The sequence below is a fragment of the Lysobacter sp. TAB13 genome (assembly GCF_052113885.1).
Classification (GTDB): Bacteria; Pseudomonadota; Gammaproteobacteria; order Xanthomonadales; family Xanthomonadaceae; genus Lysobacter; species Lysobacter gummosus.
Window position 1 is genome coordinate 38,249 of the sequence record NZ_JBFRDR010000001.1, and the last position, 21,805, is coordinate 60,053.

Annotated in this window: 16 protein-coding genes; 4 read left to right on the top strand and 12 right to left on the bottom strand. The window is 68.6% G+C overall.

Features of this window, described 5'->3' with window-relative positions:
* The 4 genes from AB4Y92_RS00180 to AB4Y92_RS00195 all read right to left on the bottom strand — a co-directional run bounded on the left by AB4Y92_RS00180 (position 1) and on the right by AB4Y92_RS00195 (position 3,999).
* Complete coding sequence (locus tag AB4Y92_RS00180) at positions 1-501, bottom strand: hypothetical protein (protein WP_441817806.1); 501 nt, start codon at positions 499-501, stop codon at positions 1-3.
* Positions 498-1,124, bottom strand: a complete 627-nt coding sequence (locus AB4Y92_RS00185) for a HupE/UreJ family protein (RefSeq protein ID WP_441817807.1) — start codon at positions 1,122-1,124, stop codon at positions 498-500. The genes AB4Y92_RS00180 and AB4Y92_RS00185 overlap by 4 nt, the downstream gene beginning before the upstream one ends.
* Positions 1,121-2,359 carry a hypothetical protein gene (locus tag AB4Y92_RS00190; RefSeq protein WP_441817808.1) on the bottom strand — a complete coding sequence of 413 codons (1,239 nt, stop codon included), beginning with the start codon at positions 2,357-2,359 and terminating at the stop codon, positions 1,121-1,123. The genes AB4Y92_RS00185 and AB4Y92_RS00190 overlap by 4 nt, the downstream gene beginning before the upstream one ends.
* 128 nt (positions 2,360-2,487) lie before the next feature.
* Entirely contained in the window at positions 2,488-3,999 is a 1,512-nt protein-coding gene (locus AB4Y92_RS00195; RefSeq protein WP_441817809.1) for an XVIPCD domain-containing protein, read from the bottom strand.
* A gap of 323 nt (positions 4,000-4,322) precedes the next feature.
* On the opposite strand from AB4Y92_RS00195, the gene AB4Y92_RS00200 reads away from it, so the two are divergent.
* Together AB4Y92_RS00200 and AB4Y92_RS00205 are read left to right on the top strand one after the other, a co-directional pair.
* On the top strand, positions 4,323-5,489 hold the full coding sequence (locus tag AB4Y92_RS00200; RefSeq protein ID WP_441817810.1) for a benzoate/H(+) symporter BenE family transporter: 1,167 nt from the start codon (positions 4,323-4,325) through the stop codon (positions 5,487-5,489).
* 70 nt (positions 5,490-5,559) lie between these two features.
* The gene (locus tag AB4Y92_RS00205) at positions 5,560-6,249 is read left to right on the top strand and encodes a helix-turn-helix domain-containing protein (protein WP_441817811.1); all 690 of its coding nucleotides are present in this window, start codon (positions 5,560-5,562) and stop codon (positions 6,247-6,249) included.
* Here AB4Y92_RS00205 and AB4Y92_RS00210 read toward each other — a convergent pair.
* The gene (locus AB4Y92_RS00210) at positions 6,206-7,282 is read right to left on the bottom strand and encodes a sterol desaturase family protein (protein ID WP_441817812.1); all 1,077 of its coding nucleotides are present in this window, start codon (positions 7,280-7,282) and stop codon (positions 6,206-6,208) included. The genes AB4Y92_RS00205 and AB4Y92_RS00210 overlap by 44 nt on opposite strands.
* A gap of 170 nt (positions 7,283-7,452) precedes the next feature.
* Here AB4Y92_RS00210 and AB4Y92_RS00215 point away from each other — a divergent pair, with 170 nt between their 5' ends.
* The gene (locus AB4Y92_RS00215; protein WP_441817813.1) at positions 7,453-7,782 is read left to right on the top strand and encodes a hypothetical protein; all 330 of its coding nucleotides are present in this window, start codon (positions 7,453-7,455) and stop codon (positions 7,780-7,782) included.
* Between the two features lie 231 nt (positions 7,783-8,013).
* The gene (locus tag AB4Y92_RS00220) at positions 8,014-9,030 is read left to right on the top strand and encodes a transporter (RefSeq protein ID WP_441817814.1); all 1,017 of its coding nucleotides are present in this window, start codon (positions 8,014-8,016) and stop codon (positions 9,028-9,030) included.
* Positions 9,031-9,040: 10 nt separating this feature from the next.
* On the opposite strand, the gene AB4Y92_RS00225 is transcribed toward AB4Y92_RS00220, so the two are convergent.
* From AB4Y92_RS00225 to AB4Y92_RS00255, 7 genes are all read right to left on the bottom strand, one after another.
* Positions 9,041-10,174, bottom strand: coding sequence for a M23 family metallopeptidase (locus tag AB4Y92_RS00225; protein ID WP_441817815.1), 1,134 nt, complete (start codon positions 10,172-10,174; stop codon positions 9,041-9,043).
* Between the two features lie 103 nt (positions 10,175-10,277).
* Positions 10,278-11,726: a hypothetical protein gene (locus AB4Y92_RS00230; protein ID WP_441817816.1), complete on the bottom strand. Its 1,449-nt coding sequence runs from the start codon at positions 11,724-11,726 to the stop codon at positions 10,278-10,280.
* A 95-nt stretch (positions 11,727-11,821) separates the two neighbouring features.
* A complete protein-coding gene (locus tag AB4Y92_RS00235; protein WP_441817817.1) occupies positions 11,822-12,229 on the bottom strand; it encodes a glycoside hydrolase family 16 protein in 408 nt (135 codons plus the stop codon).
* 485 nt (positions 12,230-12,714) lie between these two features.
* Positions 12,715-14,115: an efflux transporter outer membrane subunit gene (locus tag AB4Y92_RS00240; RefSeq protein WP_441817818.1), complete on the bottom strand. Its 1,401-nt coding sequence runs from the start codon at positions 14,113-14,115 to the stop codon at positions 12,715-12,717.
* An 8-nt stretch (positions 14,116-14,123) separates the two neighbouring features.
* Positions 14,124-17,333, bottom strand: coding sequence for an efflux RND transporter permease subunit (locus AB4Y92_RS00245; protein ID WP_441817819.1), 3,210 nt, complete (start codon positions 17,331-17,333; stop codon positions 14,124-14,126).
* Positions 17,330-20,428 carry an efflux RND transporter permease subunit gene (locus tag AB4Y92_RS00250; RefSeq protein ID WP_441817820.1) on the bottom strand — a complete coding sequence of 1,033 codons (3,099 nt, stop codon included), beginning with the start codon at positions 20,426-20,428 and terminating at the stop codon, positions 17,330-17,332. The genes AB4Y92_RS00245 and AB4Y92_RS00250 overlap by 4 nt, the downstream gene beginning before the upstream one ends.
* Positions 20,425-21,588, bottom strand: a complete 1,164-nt coding sequence (locus tag AB4Y92_RS00255) for an efflux RND transporter periplasmic adaptor subunit (RefSeq protein WP_441817821.1) — start codon at positions 21,586-21,588, stop codon at positions 20,425-20,427. The genes AB4Y92_RS00250 and AB4Y92_RS00255 overlap by 4 nt, the downstream gene beginning before the upstream one ends.
* Positions 21,589-21,805: the final 217 nt, after the last annotated feature.

The window sequence follows — 21,805 nt, forward strand, 5'->3', positions numbered from 1 at the left end:
CTATTCCAGATGATCCGGCATGTAACCGGGTGTAACGGCCATGAACGACATCGCCGCGGCCAGCACCAGCACCGCGAGCAACCAACTGCATACGATCTTCACCGCGAGCGCGCCGCCGCGTTCGACCGCCCAGCGCGCCGGCAACGCCAGCGACAGCCACGGCAGCGCCCAGGCCAGTTCCGATGCGCCGGCGCAGATCGCGGCGACGCCGCAGCAAAGCCCGGCGTTGAGCGCGAACAACGGCGCGGCGCGGCGGATCGCGCTGTCGGCGAGGTGCGTGCTCACCGCGCAGCCGATCGCCGCGAGCGCGGCCCATCCGCGCACCCCACCGGAGCACTGCGGAAAAATACGATCCGCGATGCTCGCGGCGACGGCCATGCCCGCCAGCATCGCCGCGCCGAAGATCGCCAGACAGAGCCAACGCCGTCGCCCCGGCACGAATCCCGACGCCAGGCCCTGCACCGCGCAGACCAGTGCGATCGTGGCCGTATCGACGTTCACACCGGCAGCGCCCGAAACAGATACATGGCGCCGAACATGGCGATCGCCGCCCCGGCGATCCGCACCGCGCGCGCCTGCCCGGCGCGACGCCCCCATTCGCCCAGGCCGATGCCCAACAGGTGCAGCAGGCCGGTCGCGAACACGAACCCCAGGCTGTAGCCGATCGGATCGGCCGCCGACGGCAGTTCGCGGCCATGGGCGCAGCCATGAAACACGGCGAAGACCGCCACGATCGTCATCGCCGCCCAGGCCGGTGCGCGCCATGCGAACGCGATGCACGCGCCCAACGCCAGCACCGAGACGGCGATTCCCGTCTCCACCGGCGGCAGCGGCACGGCGAACATCGCCGCGATCGCACCGGCCACCATCATCAGCGGGAAAATCACCGGCAACAGGTAAATCAGCGGCCGTCCGAGAAACGTTCCCCACAGCCCGACGCCGACCATGGCGAGCAGATGGTCGCCGCCGCCGAAAGGATGTGCGAAGCCTTCGACGAAGCCGCCGGCCAGGCCCGTGCCCGAATGCGCCCAGGCCGGGACGGCGATCAGCGACAACGCGCATGCCGACGCGATCGCCGCCGGTCGGCGCGACGCCCCGTCGCCCCGGACCGGATCGGCGTTCATCGCGAGTAACCCTCGCCGTCCGCAGGCGCCAGGAACGGAAACCGCGAAATCGAATGCACTTTCTCGTCGCGCTGGACCCCGTCGTCCACGCGGTCGGTACTGCCATCGACCAATAACGAGCGATAGACATTGATCGCACCGTGGTTCGGCGTGCGCCCGCCGCAGTCGCGCGCATAGGCCCGCCGCCCCGCCGCCTGCGCCAGTTCGACCGCGAAGGGTTGCGCGCACACCGCCGAGGCGCTGTTGATCCACAGACGGTCGTCGGCCAGCAGCGCGGCCAAACGGCGATAACGATCCTCCGCCGCGCCTTTGTGTTCGGCCAGCAGCTGATTGCCGCATTGGCCGTCGAATCCGTCGTACAGCCCCAGCCCCTTGTCGATCTCCGCCGCGAACTGCGCGCCGTCGGCCGGGGTCGCGGCGTTGTAGCGCTCCTTGAGTTTGTCGCTGACCTCCTCGCCGTCCAGCGTGCCGAGCAACGCGTTTCCGGTCAGGGTGCGGCCGGCGCGGTCGATCTGGCGTTCGGGCGACACCGTCGCGCCCCACACCGCCAGGTATTTGCCGCCGCGGTTGACCGCTTTGAGATCGATCTGGATCACGATCGAGGCCGGCGTCCAGCCGGCGAGGAAATTGCGCGCCGGGCCGCCGTCGGTGTGTTTCCACTGTTCGAAGATCGCTTGCGAAGTCGCCGCATCGAACTGCGGGCAATGCGCCGCATCGACCGCGGCGCCGTGCTTCAAAGCCGCGTCGGCGACCATGTACGCCGCGCGCGTGCCCTTGACGTTGTTGAAGAACGGGTCGTCGCGCAGACCGGCGAACACGCGCAGGCGCCGGTTCTTTCCCCAGATGCCCTGCTCCGCGCGCGCATCGCCTTCCACCGAATCGATATCGCCGGCCTCGCAGCGCGCGCGATCGGCCGACGGGAACCGGCAGACGATGCGCAGCTCGTGCCCGCTGCGGCCGAAATGCTTCACGCTTTCGATATGGAACACGTAATCGAGCTTGTCGGAGAAGCTGTGACCGACGATGGCCATGACCAGATTGAGGTGACGGCCGTCGGGGTCCATCCACGCGTACATGTCGCCGATGTCGGCGCGCGCATCGGCGATCACGCTGGGCGAATCCAGATGGTCGGAGGCGCGCGCCGGGCCCGCGCCCATCGCGGCGAACAAGGCGCCGCTGAGGCACAACGCGGCCAACCGGCCGCGGCATCGCAAGGATCGGAAGGGACTGAGCATGGCATTCTCGCCGGACTGGGAGGATGCCAGTAGAAAATCCGCGCGGTTTGCCCGCTATCGGAATCTTTAGCGATCGCTGTCGGCGCGGGCGGCGCGGGCGGCGGCCGCGTCGTCGCAAACGGCCGGGCTCACTGGCCTGGATGGCGTCCCGGGTGTACCTGTTGTTGCGAATCGGTCTGCATCGCCGAGACCTGGCTCTGCGCTTGCGGGTTCGACGGCGCCGGCACGTTCGCCGCGAGCTGACTGGCCTCGCGCGAACTTTGCTGGATCGGCTTGGCCGTCGCTTCGGCGGTGGTCACCCCGGCCCATTGCATCGACTCGCCGTGGCCGTGGATCGCGAACAGTTTGCCCGGCTGCTGATCGGTCACCCCGTCGATGGACGGCAGACGGTTCTGCTTGGCCGCCAGCGCCAGCGCGGCCGAGGCGTTGTCGAGCTGAGCCGCGTTCATGCCCAGGCCGTGATCGCGGTTCAAGGCGCCGACATGGCCCTTGGCCTGTTCGAACAAACCGTTGTCGGGATTGCGCGGGTCGCTGAGCACGTAGCGCGGTTGCAACTGATGCACCGGCGCGTCGGGATCGACGGCGTGCAGCGGCCGCGGCCGGCGATCGAGCAGGCCCGGCAGCATGTCCAGCGCCTGCTGATCCTCGCGCGTCACCGGCCCGTGCTCGACGAAGGCGCGGTCGTGCTCGGTTTCCGGCGCTTCGCGGTCGCGGAATTCGCCGCGCGCGTCGAGTTCCCATTCGTGCGAGCAGTTGGCGCTGCGGCTCACCAGACGCAGGTTGCCGGTGTCGTTGTAGAGGTCCAGCGCGTCGGCCTTGCTGATGCTGCCGCCGGCGCGCTCCAGGCGCTCGCGGGCGACGTCCTCGAACGGCCGCACGTGATCGATGTCGAAGGCGTCGCGGGTCACCAGTTGCCCGGTCGCGGGGCAATGAAACAACGGCACCTGCCGCGAATAGCCGTCCTCGCCGTTGATCGGAACACTGCCGGCGTAGCGTTCGGAGAGCTGATGCTCGAACCACTTGCCGGACACGCGCGTGTCGAAACTCAGGCCGGCGCGGCCGTCTTCCAGAGTCCAGGCCTGATCGCGCGTGGTGGTGCGGCGCGCGCCGTCGCGGGCCGGATCGAACGGCGGATGCGGCGCGGCCGGATCGTAGTGGAAATGCTCGCGCGACCAGTCCTGCCAGGCCGGCGAATCCACGCCTTGGTCCAGGGCGCGTTCGGCGCTGGTGCGGGCGCGGTTGATCACCGCCGGCAGCGCGCGCAGATTGCTCACATCGTTATAGGCCTGATGCGCGTCGGCCATGCTGCGGGTGCCGACGTCGTGCAGATGCTGCTTCCACGGTTGCACGTGGTCGATGTCCAGCGCTTCGGCGGTATGCCAGGTATCGGTTTCGCGATTGCGGTACAGCAGCAGATTGTGCTGGCCCGCGCTCACCGGCAGCACGTCCATGTTGTCGCGCGCCCAGTCGTTGCGCATGTAATGCACGGTGGAATCGTAGAAGGCCAGCGCGGTGCGGCTGTCGTTGGGGTTCCAGGGGCGCTGCCGCAGATCCTCGCCGTGGGCCGGCGGGCTCAGATCGTCCCATCGCGCCAATTCCACCTGACGGCCGCCGCTGAGCGATTGCTGGTACGTTCCCATTGCGCGGTTTCCCTTCGGTTTTAATGTCAGCACGAACGCAGGATGCGGACGCGGGCGGCCATGCGCCGGCCGCGCGAGCGGCGCTCATGATCGCGGCGGCGGCGCAAACGTTCGCCGGCCGCGGTCACGGTTCGTGCGCGATGCCAAGGTTCGCAACGGCAACCGCCGCGCGCCGCGTCGCGGCCCCGCCACTGTGACCGCGGTCGCGCGGCGGCGCCGATAACCGGCGGGCGATGCGCGCGGCTTGCGAAAATCTCCCGCGGCTACGCACGGCCGCCGCGATTGCCGCATCATGGCGGCCTTCCCCGCCGGCCGCTCCCTGCATGCGTGTGTTGCGCGATTTGTCTGTGTCCGCGGTCGTCGCGGGTTTCGTCGCCGTCCTGGTCGGCTTCACCAGTTCGGCCGCCATCGTGTTCAGCGCGGCTCAGGCCTCCGGCGCCGACGAGGCGCAGATCGCCTCGTGGATGTGGGCGCTGGGCCTGGGCATGGGCCTGACCTGCATCGGCCTGTCGCTGCGCTACAAGGTTCCGGTGGTCACCGCCTGGTCCACGCCGGGCGCGGCGATGTTGATCACCGCGGTGGCCGGGCTGCCGCTGGCGGAAGTGATCGGCGCGTTCCTGGTCAGCGCCTTGCTGACCACCCTGCTCGGCTTCAGCGGCTGGCTGGAACGCGCGCTCAGCCGGCTGCCGGTGAGCCTGGCCTCGGGCATGCTCGCCGGGGTTTTGCTGCGCTTCGGCTTGAACGTGTTCACCTCGATGGAGCAACGCTTCTGGCTGGTGGCAGCGATGTTCCTGAGCTGGCTGCTGGCGCGTCGATGGAGCCCGCGCTACGCGGTGGTGATCACCCTCGCGGTCGGCATCGTCATCGCCGCCGCGCAGGGCGAGCTGCACTTTGAGCGGCTGAAGTTCGCCATCGCCACGCCGGTATGGGTGACGCCGCGGTTCTCGCTGGCGGCGATCGTCGGCGTGGCGATTCCGTTGTTCGTGGTGACCATGGCCTCGCAGAACATTCCCGGCATCGCGATCCTGCGCGCGCACGGCTACCAGGACACGCCGGTGTCGCCGCTGATCGGCTGGACCGGGCTGACCACCTTGCTGCTGGCGCCGTTCGGCGCGTTCGCGCTGAACCTGGCGGCGATCACCGCGGCGATCTGCATGGGCCACGACGCCCACGAAGACCCGCGCAAACGCTATATGGCGGCGGTGGCCGCGGGATTCTTCTATCTGCTGACCGGCATCTTCGGCGCCACCGTGGCGGCGCTGTTCGCCGCCTTCCCGCAGCCGCTGGTGCTGGCGATCGCCGGCATCGCCTTGTTCACCACCATCGGCAACGGACTGGCCGCGGCGGTGCACGATCCGCAGGAACGCGAGCCGGCGCTGATCACCTTCCTGGTCACCGCCTCGGGCGTCAGCGCGTTCCAGATCGGCTCGGTGTTCTGGGGGATGCTTGCCGGCTTGTTGGCGCTGGGCATCGCGCGTTACAAGAAATAAAGGCAATGCCTGTCCCCACTCGCCACGCTTGCAACGAATATCGCTCCAGTCGCCGCGCGGGGCCGCGCCGATGACGGTCGGCGGCGACGCCCCGGAGACCGGCGACTGGTACGGCTGCCTGCATCTGGCCGGCGATTTCGCCGTGCTGTACGGCGGCATCGGCGATGCGGTCGCGCATCGCCACTATTGCCATCAGGTCGCGCGCGGCGAGGCGATCCAGGCCTGGACCGAGCACGGCGAGGTCGGCGGCCCGTGCGTGCTGATTCCGTCGCAGACCCGCCACCGCCTGCAGATCAACGCCGCGCCGTGCTGGCTGGTGTTCGCCGAACCGCTGGCGTTCGCGGCCGATGCGCTGCACCAGGCCGTCGCGCGGGCGCCGGCTTCGTTGCCGGCGATCGCGCAGGCGGTGCTCGATGTTCGGCAGCCGCGCCCGCTGGATCCGCGCGTCGCCGCGACCCTGGAGCGCATCGACGCCCTTCTGGGCGAACGCGTCCACGCCGCCGCGCTGGCGCGTGAGGCGGCGCTGTCGCTGAGCCAGCTCGAACGCTTGTTCAGCGCTCAGGTCGAACTGCCGGTACGGCGGCTGATCCTGTGGCGGCGGCTGCGTCTGGCCTTGCATCTGGCCTGGAACGGAGACTCGCTGACCCGCGCCGCGCACGCGGCCGGCTTCGCCGATTCGGCGCACCTCAGCCGCAGCATGCGCAGCCTGTTCGGCGTCAGTCCTTCGCGGATCGTGCGCTCGCTGCGTCCGCCGCCGTAGCCGTTTCGCGCGGGCGCGGCAGGCCCGGCGGCGTGGGCGGCACCGGCTGCGAGGGCCGGTCGCGGAACGGTTCCAGCAACTGCGCGCGGTAGCCGCCCGGGTAATCGGGTTGGCTGCCGATGCCCAGGTCGTCGCTGTCGAGCGGGTACTGCGGATGATCGAAGGCCGTGCCGATCAAGCGATCCCACAGGTTGAAGAACAGGCCGAAGTTGACATCGCCCGAGGTGCCGTACTTGATGTGATGGAAGCGATGCAGCGGCGCCCAGGCGAACACATGGCGCAGCAGGCCCAGGCGCATATCCACGTTGGAGTGCTGCAACTGCAGCTGGATCGCGATGGCGAAGGCCAGCACTGCCGCCACCGTCGCCGGCATGCCCAGCAACAGCAGCGGCACCACGCCAGCCGCGGCTTCGATCATCTGGTGCAGCGGATGCTTCATCAGCCCGTTGAATCCGTACATGCGCGTGACGCTGTGATGCACCGCGTGCAGCCGCCACAGCGGGCGGCAGCGATGGCTAGCCATGTGCATCGCGGTCAGGCCCAGATCGGCGACAAGAATGGCGCCGAGCAGTTGCAGCGCGAACGGCGCCTGGGTCGGCCACACGCCGGCCCAGGGCAACGCCGCGGCCAGCAGCGGGATCGCCGCCAGCCCGAGGATGTTCAACGACTCGTTGACCAGGGCATGGGCAATGTCACGGCGGCCGTCGCCGGCATCGCGGTTCCAGTGCGCGCGGTAGGGGCGATAGCGCTCGGCCAGCGTTGACACGGCGATGGCGAGCAACAGCAACGGCGGCAGCCACCACGGCGAGGCGCCGCGTTCGCCCACCCACCATGCGGCGGCGCCGATGAAGCCGGCCCAGTACAGCGGTGCGTACAGGCAGGCGAAGAGCTGCGACAGGCGACTCTCGGCTGGCGCAGGTTCGCGCTGAACCCGGTCGCGCTCGCTTGGATCGGGGGCAACGCACTCGGGAACGACGGATGCGGGCGCGGCCGCTTGCGCGGGCGCGTATCCGAGGGGTGCGGGACTGGGCATGAAGGGCTCCGGCGACTGGGGAGCGGCAGTGTCCGCGCCCGCATGGGCGCGAGGCTTGAACGAACGGCGCATCCGCGCGGGCGGCGGCTTCGTCCAAACTGAGCAATACCTCGCGTTGTCGCAGGCGGACGCCGGCTATGCTCCGGCGAATCGATCCGGGAGAACGGGGCATGGAAGCGAGCGAACATCGGCCTGTCGTACTCGCCGCGCCGATCAACTGGCTCAGTCCGAGCCTGATCGTGAGCCTGTCGCTGGCGCTGCTGGCGGCGCTGCTGGCCTCGGTCTATCTGCTGCAGCGCGACCCGGCCCCGCAGACCACGCTGTCGGCGCTGCCGGCCGCCGACGCGGCGCGGGCGCGAACGCAGCCTGTCCCCGCTCAAATTCGCGTCGATCCGGTGACCGGCCAGGAAGTGGTCGTGGAAGCGGTGGAATTTCGCTGCGTGCAGGGGATGCGGGTGCGCAAGCAAGGGAGCAGTTATTCGTCGGCCGGGCATTGCTGACGGGGCCTCGGGCCCTCATCCGCCCCCCGCCTTCGCGGGGGCAGGCTCTTCGGGCAGCTTCTCCCGCACAGCGGGGTGAGGGGCCGCGCTTGCGAGCCATCGGCTCGCGCGGCACCGAACGCCCGAACGCTGTGCGCTCGGGCCGGGCCAAGCTGAAAACACGCCCGCAATGACGCAGTCGCCCCTTTCCGCTAGCGTATGCGGCAACCTCCCGCCCGCGCGGTTTCAGCAATGCGAATCACCGACGCCAGCTACGGCTCCAACGAAGACGGCCTGATCTGGGGTTACCGCTTCGAACCGGAGCAGCCGGCGCAGTCCATCGATACCAACGCGGTCGCGCAATTCCTCGCCGCGCCGGCCGAGGAAAGCGGCGGCGGCTTCCTGTGGCTGCACTTCTCGCTGTCCAACACCGGCAGCGAGCGCTACCTGCGCCGCGCCCTGGAACTGCCGGACGCGTTCTACGACAGCCTGCGCAGCGAAGTCGGCTCGACCCGGCTGGAGCTGGACGACGGCGCGCTGATCGCGGTCATCCACGATGTCCTGTTCGATTCCAGCTTCGACGCCTCCGAGGTCGGCACCACCAGCCTGTGCATCGGCCCGCGCCTGCTGGTGAGCGCGCGCCTGCGGCCGCTGCGTTCGGTCGATCAGCTGCGCGCGGCGGTGCGTTCGGGCCAGAGCTTCCGCTCGCCGGTGGAACTGCTCGCGCATCTGCTGCGCGACCAGGCCAGCGTGCTCGGCGACATCCTGCGCAAGTCCACCCAGCAGGTCGATCGGATCGAAGACCGCCTGCTGGCCAACCGCATCTCCACCGACCGCACCCAGCTGGGCTCGCTGCGGCGCAGTCTGGTGCGGCTGCAGCGGCTGCTGGCGCCGGAGCCGACCGCGCTGTTCCGCCTGCTCAACCGCCCGCCGGACTGGATCAGCCACGACGACATCCAGGACCTGCAGCAGGCGGCGGAGGAATTCTCCACCGCCATCGGCGATTCGGCGGCGCTGGTGGAACGGGTCAAGCTGATCCAGGAAGAACTGGCCGCGCTGGTCAACGAACAGACCGGCCGCACCTTGTTCGTGCTGACCGTGGTCACCGTGCTGGCGTTGCCGATCAATCTGATCGCCGGCCTGTTCGGCATGAACGTCGGCGGCATGCCGCTGGCCGAGAGCAGGCACGGCTTCTGGACGGTGGTGGTGGCCTTGTTCGTGCTGACCGCGATCCTGGCCTACGCCGCGTTCGGCCGCCGCCGCGACTGAGCCGCTGCGCTCAGCGCGGAAATTCCACCACGGCGTTGGACGCGGGCAATTCGCCGCGGCGCTCAGGCGCGATGCCCGCCTCCAGCGCCTGCCAGGGCTGCTTGCCCAGGCGATCGAGCTGCGGGTAATGGCCCAGCAGGCGGAAGCCGGCGAAACCGTAGCCCACGCCTTCCGAGGCCAGCGGCTTGCGCCCGTCGGCGAGATGGAAATGCAGGTGCGGGCCGGTGGAATCGCCGGTGAAGCCCAACTCGCCGATGGTCTGGCCGATGCGCACCTTGTCGCCTTCGCGCAGCTTCACGCTGCCCGGGCGCAGATGCTCGTAAGTCGCGTAGCGGCCGTCGGCCAGCGCCAGCACCACGTAATTGCCCGCGGCTTCGTCGAAATCGTGTTTGGGATTGAGCGATACGCGTGCGGTCTCGGCCACGCCGTCACGCGCGGCGGCGACGGTGGCGTCGGCCACCGCCAGCACCGGTTCGCCGTAACCCAGCGAGTCGGCGGTGAGGTCTTCATCGCCGCGGCTGGTGCGGCCCCGGTCGTCGAGCTTGACCCAGTCGATGGCGTAACGCCCCGGCAAACGCGCGCGCCCGTCCAGAGCGTAGAACACCCGGCGATGGCCGCGCGGCCACTGCGGCGCGTAGATCGCGATCCACGGCCCGCCGCGCAACGGCGGGCCCAGTTGCAGCCTGGGCGCGGCGGACAGCGCGATCGCCGCGCCTTCGACGGCGACCGGCGCGTCGCTGCCGGCGGCCTTGAATTCCAGGACATGGCGCAAGCGCTTGGGCGTGCGCTGCGGCTCGAATTCCAGATAGATCACTTCGCGCTCGCCCGGCCGGATCGCGCCGGCGTCGCCGCTCTTGCGCCCGATCACCCGGCTGCGCGCGGCCAGTTCCTCGCCGCTGAAACTGGCGAGGATGGCGCCGCCGTCGGCATCGACCACGCGCAGCATTAAGGGCGTCAGCTCGCGGTCGCCGAAATGGCTCAGGTGCAATTCGTAGATCAGCCGCGCCCGCCCTTCCACCTGCACCGGCGCCGGCGGTTGCGGCACGCTCAGCTCGAAACTGTCGAACGGCGCGGCCGCGCGCGCCCCTGCCGCGGCGCTCAGCAACACGAGCAGGTGCAAGGCTGTAGCGAGCGAACGCGGCATGCGGCGGTCCTGGGCAGGCGATGGAACGGCGAGGACGGCAGCTTCCGCGAGCGCCGCCGCGCCGTCCCATGCCATTTGTCACCGGCGCCGCCGACGCCGCGCTTCAGTTCACATCGATCACCACCACGCTCATCCACGGCACCGCGACGGTGATGCGCCCTTGCGAGAACGCGGCGGCGTTGGCGGTCCGCGCCGGCGGCTGGTACTGCGCGCCGCTGCCGAAGTTCGCCGGATCCATGCCGCGGGTGTAGCGCCAGGCGCTGTAACGGCCGCTGGTGCTGCCGGTCAGCGCGATCACCGCTTGCCGGTCGGTGTTCTCCGATTTGTTGACCAGCACGATCTTCTTCGCGTTGTCGGTGGCGAACACTTCCAGATCGGCGACCTGGGTGCTGGCGCCGACCATGAACTCGCCGTAGCGCCGCGACCACGCCCCGCCGCTCCAGGCCGACAGGCCCCAATACGCCGGCAACCGCAGCCACTTGCCGGCGGGCTGGTCGTTGCGATCGGTGCCGTCGCTGATCAAGCCCAGCGGCCCGTTGTTGTCCGAATACTGATACGCGCTGCCGCCGGCGCGCAGCACGTGGCCGATCAGCGAAGCGGTGTGCACGGTGTTGCGTGAGGTGTAGAACGAGCCGCGCCAGCTTGAGTCATACCACGAGTTGTAGTTGAACTCGCCCAATTGGATCGCCACGCCGTTGGCGCGATCGCCGAAATACTGCGTGATCTCCTGGCGCAGCCAAGTGATCGCCGCGCCGTAATCGGCGGTGGTGCCCAGATTGCCCAGCGCGCTGCCGCTGCCGTACTTGTGGAAATCGACCACGTCGGTGTCGGCGTGGCTGGCGGCGAAGAACTTGCGGAAGTCGCCGTACTTGTAATCGGCCCAGGTCACCAGCGACGGCCCGGCCAGCGACAGCGGCTGCGCACTGGCCTGGCGCATCGACGTGGCGATGGCGTGGAAACCGTCGCTGCCGTTGCCGCCGAAGATGTACGGGTCCATGCCGAAGCCGTTGTCGGGTTCGTTGCCGATGATGTAGTCGGCCACCGGCCCGCCGTGCTGGCCGCCGTTGTCGTTGAAGTAGCGCACCAGCGCCGCCGCGTCGCTGGTGCGGATGTCGTTGTCGTTGCTGCTGCCGCCGACGGCGATCATCGGAATGCCGTTGATGCCCTTGATCGCGCGGATGTAGGCCTCGCCCTCATTGCCGCCGTGGATGCCGCCGGCCGACGATCCGACCTGGCCGTCGTGATGGAACAAGGGAATGCGCCACACCAGCGGGCCGAGGTCGGCCAGGTACTGCCGCCATTGGCCGCTGTCGGGCCCCTTGATCAGATTGCTGCCGCCTTCGGCGAAAGTGGAGATGGTCGAACCCAGCGAATACGTCGAAGTCGGTTGACCATGGGCGGTGAAATCGACGAATACGTTCGCGGCCGGTGCGGCCGCACGCGGCGCATCGGTCGCGGAAGACGCGACGGCCGATAACGACAGCCCCAACAAGGCGGCGCTCAACAGACCGCTCAACAAACGGCGGCGGGGCGTGGAAACAGCTCGATGCATGGGAAATCCTTGCGCTGGAGGAAAGAACGCCCCGGCGGCGGTTTGCGCGACGCCGCCGAGGCTCGTGGAAATCTTCTGGCCCCTAGGCCGCGGCGTCAGGGCAGCGCGGAAACGCGCACGTAGTCGATGGTCATCGTGCTGTTGAGCGCGGGATCGGGCCTGCCGGCGTAGGAACCGACGGCGATGTTGAGCAGCACGGTCGAAGGCGAGTTCGCCGGCACCGCATACGGCAAGGTCTTCACCAGCCGGCCGTCGACATAGAACGAGGCCTTGGCCGAGGCGCCGGGGCTCCAGCGCACTTCATAGACATGCCATTGACTTGGGTCGATCGCGTATTCGCCGCCTTCGCCCGAAGTCTCGGTATGCACGTGATATTCCGGGCGCCAACGCGAACCGTTGAGGCCGTTCTCCATCAGATCCAGCTCGCCGTGTCTGGGCCACAAGGCTTCGGGCTGGCCCAGCGTCCAGATCGCCGGCCACGCGCCGGACTGCCAGCCCGACATCTTGGGCGCGCACCTGCACGCGGCCCTTAGCGTAGGACTGCTTGCTCATCAGGCGCGCGGAGGTGTAGCGGTAGCCGTTGTAGTCCTCGCGGCGGGCGGTGATCACCAGTTGGCCTGCGCCATTGAGTTTGGCGTTGCGTCCGCCGTCGGTGTAGCACTGGTCTTCGGCGCCGCCGCCCCACTCGCAACCGGTCTGCTGCTCCCACTTGGCGGGATCGGGCTGGCTGCCGGCGGCGCCGCTGAATTCGTCGTTGAACACGTAGGTCTGCGCTTGCGCCTGCCAGGCAGGCAGCGCGAACGTCAGCACGGCCGCGGCGACGGCGGCGGGCTTGATCGATCGGGTCATGGATTCGCATCCGCTGGGAGACCGGCGCGACCTTAGGGCCGCAAGCTGTCGCTCACCTGTCGAATCGGTCGCTTACGCGAGAAGCGGATGTGCGCGTTGTCGAAATCGGAACCGCGCTCGCGATTCCGCTGCGTCCGGCCTATCCGCCCTGCTCCGCATGCCAGCCGCCGCCGAGCGCCTGGATCAACGCGACCGCCGTGGTCTGCCGGTCGCGCGTGGCCTGCGCCAGCGACTGCCGCGCCGACAACGCCGTGGCCTGGGCGAGGACGACGTCGGTGTAGGCGACCAGTCCGGCCTGATAACGGTTGAGCGCGATGCGCTCGGCTTCGTCGGCCGATTGCGAGGCCTGCGCGAACAAGCGGGCGCGCTCGACCAGGACGTTCGTGGCCACCAACTGGTTCTCCACGTCCTGGAACGCGGTCAACGCGGTCTGCCGATACTGCGCCACGCTTTGATCGTAGCCGGCGCGCGCGGCGTCGCGGCCGGCGCGGCGCGCGCCGCCGTCGAACAAGGTCTGCGCCAACGCCACGCCCAGCGACCACAGGCTCGACGGCGCATCGAACAAGCGCCCCAGTTGCGAAGCGCCGCCGCCGCGCGAGGCGCTCAAGGTGAAACTCGGAAAGAACGCCGCCTGCGCCGCGCCGACTTGCGCGTTGGCCGCGGCCACGCGACGTTCGGCGGCGGCGATGTCGGGACGGCGCTGCAACAGGTCGGAGGCGACGCTGGGCGGCAGCTCGGGCACGCTGGCATGCCAGGCCGGATCGGGCGCCAGGGCGAAGTCGGCCGGCGCGCGGCCGACCAGCACCGCGATCGCATGTTCCAGTTGCGCGCGCTGCTGACCCAGATTGGCCAGATTCGCTTGCGCGTTGGCCAGCTGCGTCTGCGCCTGCAGCACGTCGCTCTTGGGCGCGATCGACGCGGCATAGCGATTGCCGGCGATCTTCAGCGAACGCTGGTACGCCTCCACCGTGGCATGCAGCAGGCGGGTTTCGATATCGCTTTCGCGCAACTGGAAATAATTCGCCGCCAGTTCGCCTTGCGCGGCCAGCCGGGCCGAGGCCAGATCGGCGGCGCTGGAATCGGCCTGCGCGCTGGCGCCTTCCACGTTGCGGCGGATGCGGCCCCACAGATCGGGCTCCCAACTCGCGCCGATGTCGTAGCGATAAGTCTGGCCGACGCTGGAACCGCTGCTGCCGGCGCTACGTGCGCGCGTGCCGGAGCCGTCCAGGCTCACGGTGGGAAACAGCGAGGCGCGCTGCTCGCGCACCAGCGCCCTCGCCTGCCGGTATGCGGCCTCGGCGGCGGCGAGGTTCTGGTTGGAGACTTCGACCTGCCCCATCAACGCATCAAGCTCCGGATCCTGGAACAGGCTCCACCAGCTGCCGCGATCGAGCGCATCGGCGGGCACCGCGCGGTTCCAGCCTTCGGCCTCCTTGTACTGGGCCGGCACGCTGACATTCGGCCGGACGTAATCCGGGCCGGCGGCGCAGCCGCTCAATACGGTCAAGGCCAGTGCGATGGTTGCAACGCGGATGCGCATCGAATCTCCTACGCGCCGTGCGCGCGCAAGCCGTCGTCGCCCAGGCGCGACAACCAGGCTTCGTTCTTGCCCGGGCGACGCAGACGGTCGAGGTAGTAATAGACCACCGGCGTGGTCAACAAGGTCAGCACCTGGCTCGCCATCAGGCCGCCGATGATCGCCACGCCCAGCGGCTGGCGCAGCTCGGCGCCTTCGCCGAAGCCAACCGCAAGAGGCAGAGCGCCCAGACCCGCGGCGAGAGTCGTCATCAAGATAGGCCTGAACCGCAACATCGAAGCCTCATAAATCGCATCGCGCGCTGTCAACCCGCGCGCCCGTTCGCTCTCCAGCGCGAAATCGATGATCAAGATCGCATTCTTCTTGACGATGCCGATCAGCAACACCAGCCCGATCAGCGCGATCACCGAGAACTCCATCCGCAACAACATCAGCGCCAGCACCGCGCCGATGCCGGCCGAAGGCAAGGTGGACAGCACGGTGATCGGATGGATCATGCTTTCGTACAGCACGCCCAGCACGATGTAGATCGCCACCAGCGCCGCCAGGATCAGGATCGGCTGGCTCTTGGTGGTGTCCTGGAAGGCCTTGGCCGTGCCCTGGAAACTGCCGTGCACGTTGGCCGGCATGCCGATCTGCGCCTGCGCGCGCGCGATCGCGTCCTGCGCGTCGCTGAGCGAATGGCCCGGAGCCAGATTGAACGACACGGTGGTGGCCAGTTGCCCGTCCTGGTGATTGATCGAAGTCGCCGCGGCGCTGTCGGAGAAACGCGCGATCGCCGACAGCGGTACCATCTGCCGCGCGCTCTGGGTCAGCGCCGTGCCCTGCGAGGCGTTGCGCACCGGCGAGGCGGTCGGGCCCGATTGCGCCTGCACGCCGGTAGTCGCGGCGGTCGCGGCGGCATGCGCGGGCAGGTAAACGTCGTTGAGCGCGGACGGCTCGCGCGCGTAGGCCGGATCGACTTCCTGGATCACGTGGTACTGGTTGAGGTTTTTGTAGATCGTCGACACCTGGCGCTGGCCGAAGGCGTCGTACAGCACGTTGTCGATATCGGCCGGCGTGATGCCCAACCGCGAGGCGCTGGCGCGGTCGATATCGACGAACGACTCCACCCCGTGCGCCTGGGTGTCGGAATCGATGTCGGTGAGCTCGGGCTGCTGCTTCATCGCCGCGGCCAGCTTGTCGGCCCAGGTGCGCAGAGCGTCGGAGCTGTCGCTCTTGAGCGTGTACTGATAACTCGCATTGCTTTGCCGCCCGCCCAGGCGCACGTCCTGGACCGGATTGAGGAACAAGGTGGCCCCGGCGATCTTCATCAGCTGCGGACGCAATCGCGCGATCACCTGCTCGCTGCTGTCCTTGCGCGCCGGCTTGGGCTTGAGGGTGACGAACACGAAACCGCCGCCGGCGCGCGAGCCGCCGGTGAAGCCCACCACCGTCGCCACCGCCGGGTCCTTGCGCACCACATCGACGATCTGCTTGAGCTTGCCCTGCATGGCCTGGAAGGAAATGCTCTGGTCCGCGCGCAGGCCGCCGTTCAACTGGCCGGTGTCCTGCTCGGGAAAGAAACCCTTCGGAATGGCCACGAACAGATAGCCGTTGAGCCCGATCACCAGCACCAGGGTCGCCAGCATCAGGCCGGGATGATCCAGCGCCCAGCGCAGGCTGGCGCCGTAGGTCCGGTGGGCGCGGTCGAACTGGCGATCGAAGAACGCGCCGATGCGGCCCGGCGGTTTGTCCTGCGAATGCGGCCTGAGCAGATACGCGCACATCATCGGCGTGGTGGTCAGCGAGACCAGCAGCGAGATCAGCACCGCCGCCGACAAGGTCACGGCGAATTCGCGGAACAGCCGGCCGACGATCCCGCCCATGAACAACAACGGGATGAACACCGCCACCAGCGACAGGCTGATCGACACCACGGTGAAGCCGACTTCGCGCGCGCCCAGCAGCGCCGCTTCGAAGCGGTCCATGCCGCGTTCCAGGTGTCGGCTGGTGTTCTCCAGCACCACGATGGCGTCGTCGACGACGAAGCCGGTGGCGATGGTCAGCGCCATCAGGCTGAGATTGTTGAGGCTGAAGCCGAGCAGATACATCACCCCGACCGCGCCGAGGATCGACACCGTCACCGCCACGCCGGGCACGATGGTCGCGCGCCAGCTGCGCAGGAACACGCTGACCACCAGGATCACCAGCACCAGCGCGATCACCAACGTGGCGGCGACTTCCTCCAGCGAGGCGCGGATGGTCGTGGTCCGGTCCGAGGCGATATCCAGCTGGATATCGGCCGGCAGTTGCTTGCGCAACACCGGCAGCGCCGCGCGCACGCCGTCCACGGTCTGGATGATGTTGGCGCCGGGCTGGCGGCTGATCACCGCGACCACCGCCGACTGGCCGTTGAACAGGCCCAGCGTATGCACGTCCTCGACGCTGTCGATGACTTTGGCGACATCGCGCAGGCGCACCGGCGAACCGCCGCGCCAGGCGACCACCAGATCGCGGAAATCCGCCGCGGTCTGGCCGGTGTCGTTGGTGTAGATCTGGAACGCGCGCGCGCCGGTCTCGACCACGCCCTTGGGCCGGTTGGCGTTGGCGGCGGAAATCGCCGCGCGGATGTCCTCCAGGCCGATGCCGTAGCGCGACAGCGCATACGGCACGATCTCCACCCGCACCGCCGGCAGCGAGCCGCCGCCGATCTCGACATCGCCCACGCCTTCGACCTGCGACAAAGTCTGCTGGACGATATTGGTCGCGGCCTCGTAGATCTGCCCGGGCGTGCGGCTGTGCGAGGTCATCGCCACGATCATGATCGGCGCGTCGGCCGGGTTGACCTTGCGATAGGTCGGATTGCTCTTCAGCGTCGCCGGCAGATCGGCGCGCGCGGCGTTGATCGCCGCCATCACGTCGCGCGCGGCGCCGTCGATGCTGCGGCTCAGGTCGAACTGCAGAGTCACCCGCGCCTGGCCGGTGGAGCTTTGCGAGGTCATCTCGGTGACATCGGCGATCGTGCCCAAGCGTCGCTCCAGCGGCGTGGCGACGTTCGACGCCATGGTCTCCGGGCTGGCGCCGGGCAGATTGGCGCTGACCGACACGGTCGGAAAATCCACCTGCGGCAGCGGCGACACCGGCAGATTGAAGAACGCCGCGATGCCGCTCAGCGCCAGCCCGACCGTCAGCAACACCGTGCCGATGGGCCGGCGCACGAACGGCGCGGACAGATTCACGGCTGCGGCTCCGCGGCGCCGGCTTCGACGCCGCGCGTCTCACCGCGGCGCTTGGCCAGACGATCGAAAGCCAGATACACCACCGGCGTGGTGAACAAGGTCAGGATCTGGCTCAGGATCAATCCGCCGAAGATCGCCACGCCCAGCGGACGGCGCAACTCGGAGCCCTCGCCCCAACCCAGCATCAGCGGCAGCGCGGCGAACAGCGCCGCCAGCGTGGTCATCAGGATCGGGCGGAAGCGCAGCAGCGCGGCCTGATGGATCGCCTCGCGCGGCGCGCGGCCCTGCTCGCGCTCGGCGTCGATGGCGAAGTCGATCATCATGATCGCGTTCTTCTTGACGATGCCGATCAGCAGAATGATGCCGATGATGCCGATCACGCCCAGGTCCGAGCCGGTCAGCATCAGCGCCAGCAACGCGCCGACGCCGGCCGAGGGCAAGGTGGACAGAATCGTCAGCGGATGGATGTAGCTCTCGTACAGCACGCCCAGCACGATGTAGACGCAGATCACCGCGGCCAGGATCAGCCACAGCTCGTTCTGCAGCGAGGCCTCGTAGGCATTGGCCGCGCCGAGGAAGGACAGGCTGACGCCGGCCGGCAATCCGGCCTCGCTGGCGACTTTGCGGATCGCATCCACCGCCGCGCCGAGCGATACGCCCGGGGCGGTGTCGAAGCCGACCGTCGCCGCCGGGAACTGGGCGACGTGATTCACCTGCAAGGGCGCGGCGCGTTCCTGGATCTGCGCGATCGCCGCCAGCGGCGTCGGCGCGCCCGAAGTCGGCAGGTGCAGGCGGCCCAGATCGGCCGGTTGCGACGCCAGTCCCGGCGAGGCTTCCAGGATCACCCGGTACTGCGTGGTCTCGTTGAAGATGGTCGACACGATGCGCTGGCCGAACGCGCTGTACAGCGCTTCATCGACGGTGGAGGCGCTGATGTTCAGGCGCGCCGCGCTGTCGCGGTCGATGGATACATACGCGGCCGAGCTGGTCGCGCCGGCATCGGTGATCACGTTGCGCAACTGCGGCAAGCCGCGCAATCGCGCGACCAGATCGTTGGCGGTGCGATCCACCGCGACTTGGTCCGAGCCCTGGATCGAGAAGCGGTTCTGGGTCGGCCCGGTCTCGGCGTCGATGGTCAGGTCCTGCACCGGCTGCACATACAAGGTCACGCCGGCGACCGCGGCGGCGCGGTCGCGCAGGTGCTGCATGATCTGTTCCTGCGAGCCGTCGCGCTCGGGCTTCAGATTGATCAGCATGCGTCCGGCCGACAGCAGCGTAGTGTTGGCGCCGTCCACGCCGATGTAGGCGCTCAGCGACGCCACGTCGGGATCGCGCAGCAGTTCGCGCGCCACGTCCTGCTGGACCTTGGCCATGCCGGCGTACGACACATCAAAGCTGTAGCGCACTTCGGCCTGCAACTGGCCGGTGTCCTGGACCGGGAACAGTCCCTTGGGAATCAGCACGTACAACAGCACCGTCAGCGCCAAGGTGGCGACAGCGACGATCAAGGTCGCGCCCTGGCGGTCGAGCACCCAGTCCAGGGCCACGCCGTAACGGTCGATCACGCGTTGGAACACATCCGGACGTTCGCCCTGCCCGTCCTTGCCGCCGTGCGTATGCGGCTTGAGCCAGCGCGCGGCCAGCATCGGCGTCAGGGTCAGCGAGACCACCGCCGAGATCACGATGGTGATCGCCAGGGTGATGGCGAACTCGCGGAACAGGCGCCCGACCACGTCGCCCATGAACAACAGCGGGATCAGCACCGCGATCAGCGACACCGTCAGCGAGATGATGGTGAAGCCGATCTGGCGCGCGCCCTTGAGCGCGGCCTCGAACGGCGGCTCGCCTTGCTCGATGTAGCGCGAGATGTTCTCGATCATCACGATCGCATCGTCGACCACGAAGCCGGTGGCGATGGTCAGCGCCATCAGGCTGAGGTTGTCCAGGCTGAAACCCAGCAGATACATCGCGCCGAAGGTGCCGATCAGCGAGATCGGCACCGCCAGGCTGGCGATCACCGTCGCCGCCAGGCTGCGCAGGAATACCAGGATCACCGCCACCACCAGCACGATCGCCAGCACCAGTTCGAACTCGACATCGCGCACCGAAGCGCGGATGCCGGTGGTGCGGTCGCTGAGCACATCGACCTTCAGACCGGCCGGCAATCCGGCCTGCAACTCGGGCAGCCTGGCCTTGATCGCATCGACGGTGGCGATCACGTTCGCGCCGGGCTGGCGCTGCACGTTGACGATGATCGCCGGCGTCAACCCGGCCCAGGCGCCCAGGCGGACGTTCTCAGCGCTTTCGATCACGTTGGCGACATCGCGCAAATGGATCGGCGCGCCGTCGCGATAGGCGACGATCAACTGCTTGTACTGCTCGGCGTTGGTGAGCTGATCGTTGGCGTCGATGGTGTAGGACCGGCTGGGCCCGTCGAAACTGCCCTTGGCGCCGCTGGCGTTGCCGCTGGCGATCACCGTGCGCAGGCTGTCGATGCCCAATCCATACGAAGCCAGCAACTGCGGATCGGCCTGGATGCGCACCGCCGGCCGGTTGCCGCCGCTCAACGACACCAGGCCGACGCCGCTGACCTGGGAAATGCTCTGCGCCAGACGCGTATTGACCAGATCCTGCACCTGCGGCAGCGCGATCGTGTCGGAGGTCACCGCCAGGGTCAGCACCGGCGCGTCGGCGGGATTGACCTTGGCGTACACCGGCGGCGCCGGCAGATCGGCCGGCAACAGATTGCCGCCGGCGTTGATCGCGGCCTGCACTTCCTGCTCGGCCACATCCAGCGTTTCGTCCAGATCGAACTGCAGCGTGATCACCGACGCGCCGGCGGCGCTGGTCGAGCTCATCCGCCGCAATCCGGACATCTGCCCGAACTGCCGCTCCAGCGGCGCGGTCACCGTATGCGCCATCACCTCGGGGCTGGCGCCCGGGTAAAGCGTCTGCACCTGGATGGTCGGGTAATCGACTTCCGGCAACGCCGACAGCGGCAACAGGCGGAAACCGGCCAGGCCGGCGAGCACGATCGCCGCCATCAGCAGCGAGGTCGCGACCGGCCGCAGGATGAAGGGGCGCGAAGGATTCATTGCGCGCTACGGCGGCCGCCGCGGCGTTCGCCCTGCTGCGCGCCGGCGCCGCCCTTGGCCGTGTCTTCCGGCAAACGCACTTCGGCGCCGTCGGTGAGTTGGTCGCCGCCGGAGATCACCACCTTCTCGCCGGCGCGCAAGCCTTGCGCGATCGACACGCTGTCGCCCGAGGCCGGCCCGCGTTTCACCATGCGCAGCGAAGCCTTTCGATCGGCGCCGACCACATAGACGAAATCGCCGCGCGGACCGCTGCGCAGCGCCGCCGACGGCACCACGATGGCGTTGTTCAAGGTATCCAGCAGCACCCGCACGTTGACGAACTGGCTCGGGAACAAACGCGCGTCGGCGTTGCCGAAACGCGCCTTGGCCTTGACCGTGCCGGTGGTCGGATCGATCACGTTGTCCAGGGTCAGGAACTGGCCTTGCCCGAGCACTTGCGTGCGGGTGCGATCGAGCACCGTCACCGCCGGCGCGTCGCCCTTCGCCAACCGCGCCTGGATGCGCGGCAGATCGTCCTGCGGCGCGGTGAATTCGACATCGATCGGCGTCACCGCGGCGATCACCGCCACGCCCGCGGCATCGCCGGGCGTGACGTAATTGCCCAGATCGACCACGCGCAGGCCCACGCGTCCGGCGATCGGCGCCTTGACCTGGCTGTAGTCGAGATTGAGTTTGGCCGTGCCGACCGCGGCCTGATCGGTGGCGACCACGCCGGTCAACTGGCGCACGGTCGCAGCCTGGGTGTCGAAGTCCTGGCGCGCGATCGAATCCTGCGACACCAATGTCTGATAACGCTGCAAGGTCAGTTGCGCGACGCGCAACTGCGCCTCATCGCGCGCCAGACTGCCCTGCGCCTGCTGCAAGGCCAGTTGTAACGGGCGCGGGTCGATGCTCAGCAGCACCTGGCCCTTGCTCACCGTCTGCCCTTCCTTGAAGGCGATATCGACGATGTTGCCCGAGACCTGCGGCCGCACCGTCACCGTCGCCAGCGGCGTGACCGTGCCCAGGGCTTCGATGGTGATCGGGATCGAACCGCTGGCCGCGGTGGCGGTGCCGACCGTCGCGGTGGGCCGGCGATTGCCGCGGTCCTCGGCGGCGCGCCCGTGCACCAGCCACCACACCAACGCGATCAGCACCAGCACACCCAGGAGGGTCAGCAACAGTCCCTGATGGCGCCGCCATCCGCCTCGGCGAGGGGCCGCATCGCCCGATTGAGCTTCCCGCGTCGTGCCCATAGGCCTGCCTGCATCCGCTTGATTCGTGAGATTCGGATAAAGCTAACGCGCGAAGCCGGTTTCGGTTGTCCGCATTACAGAATGGTAATTCGCTGCCAATGTTCGGAAGACGGCGTGAACGTTATGTGGTGGCTGGCTTTGC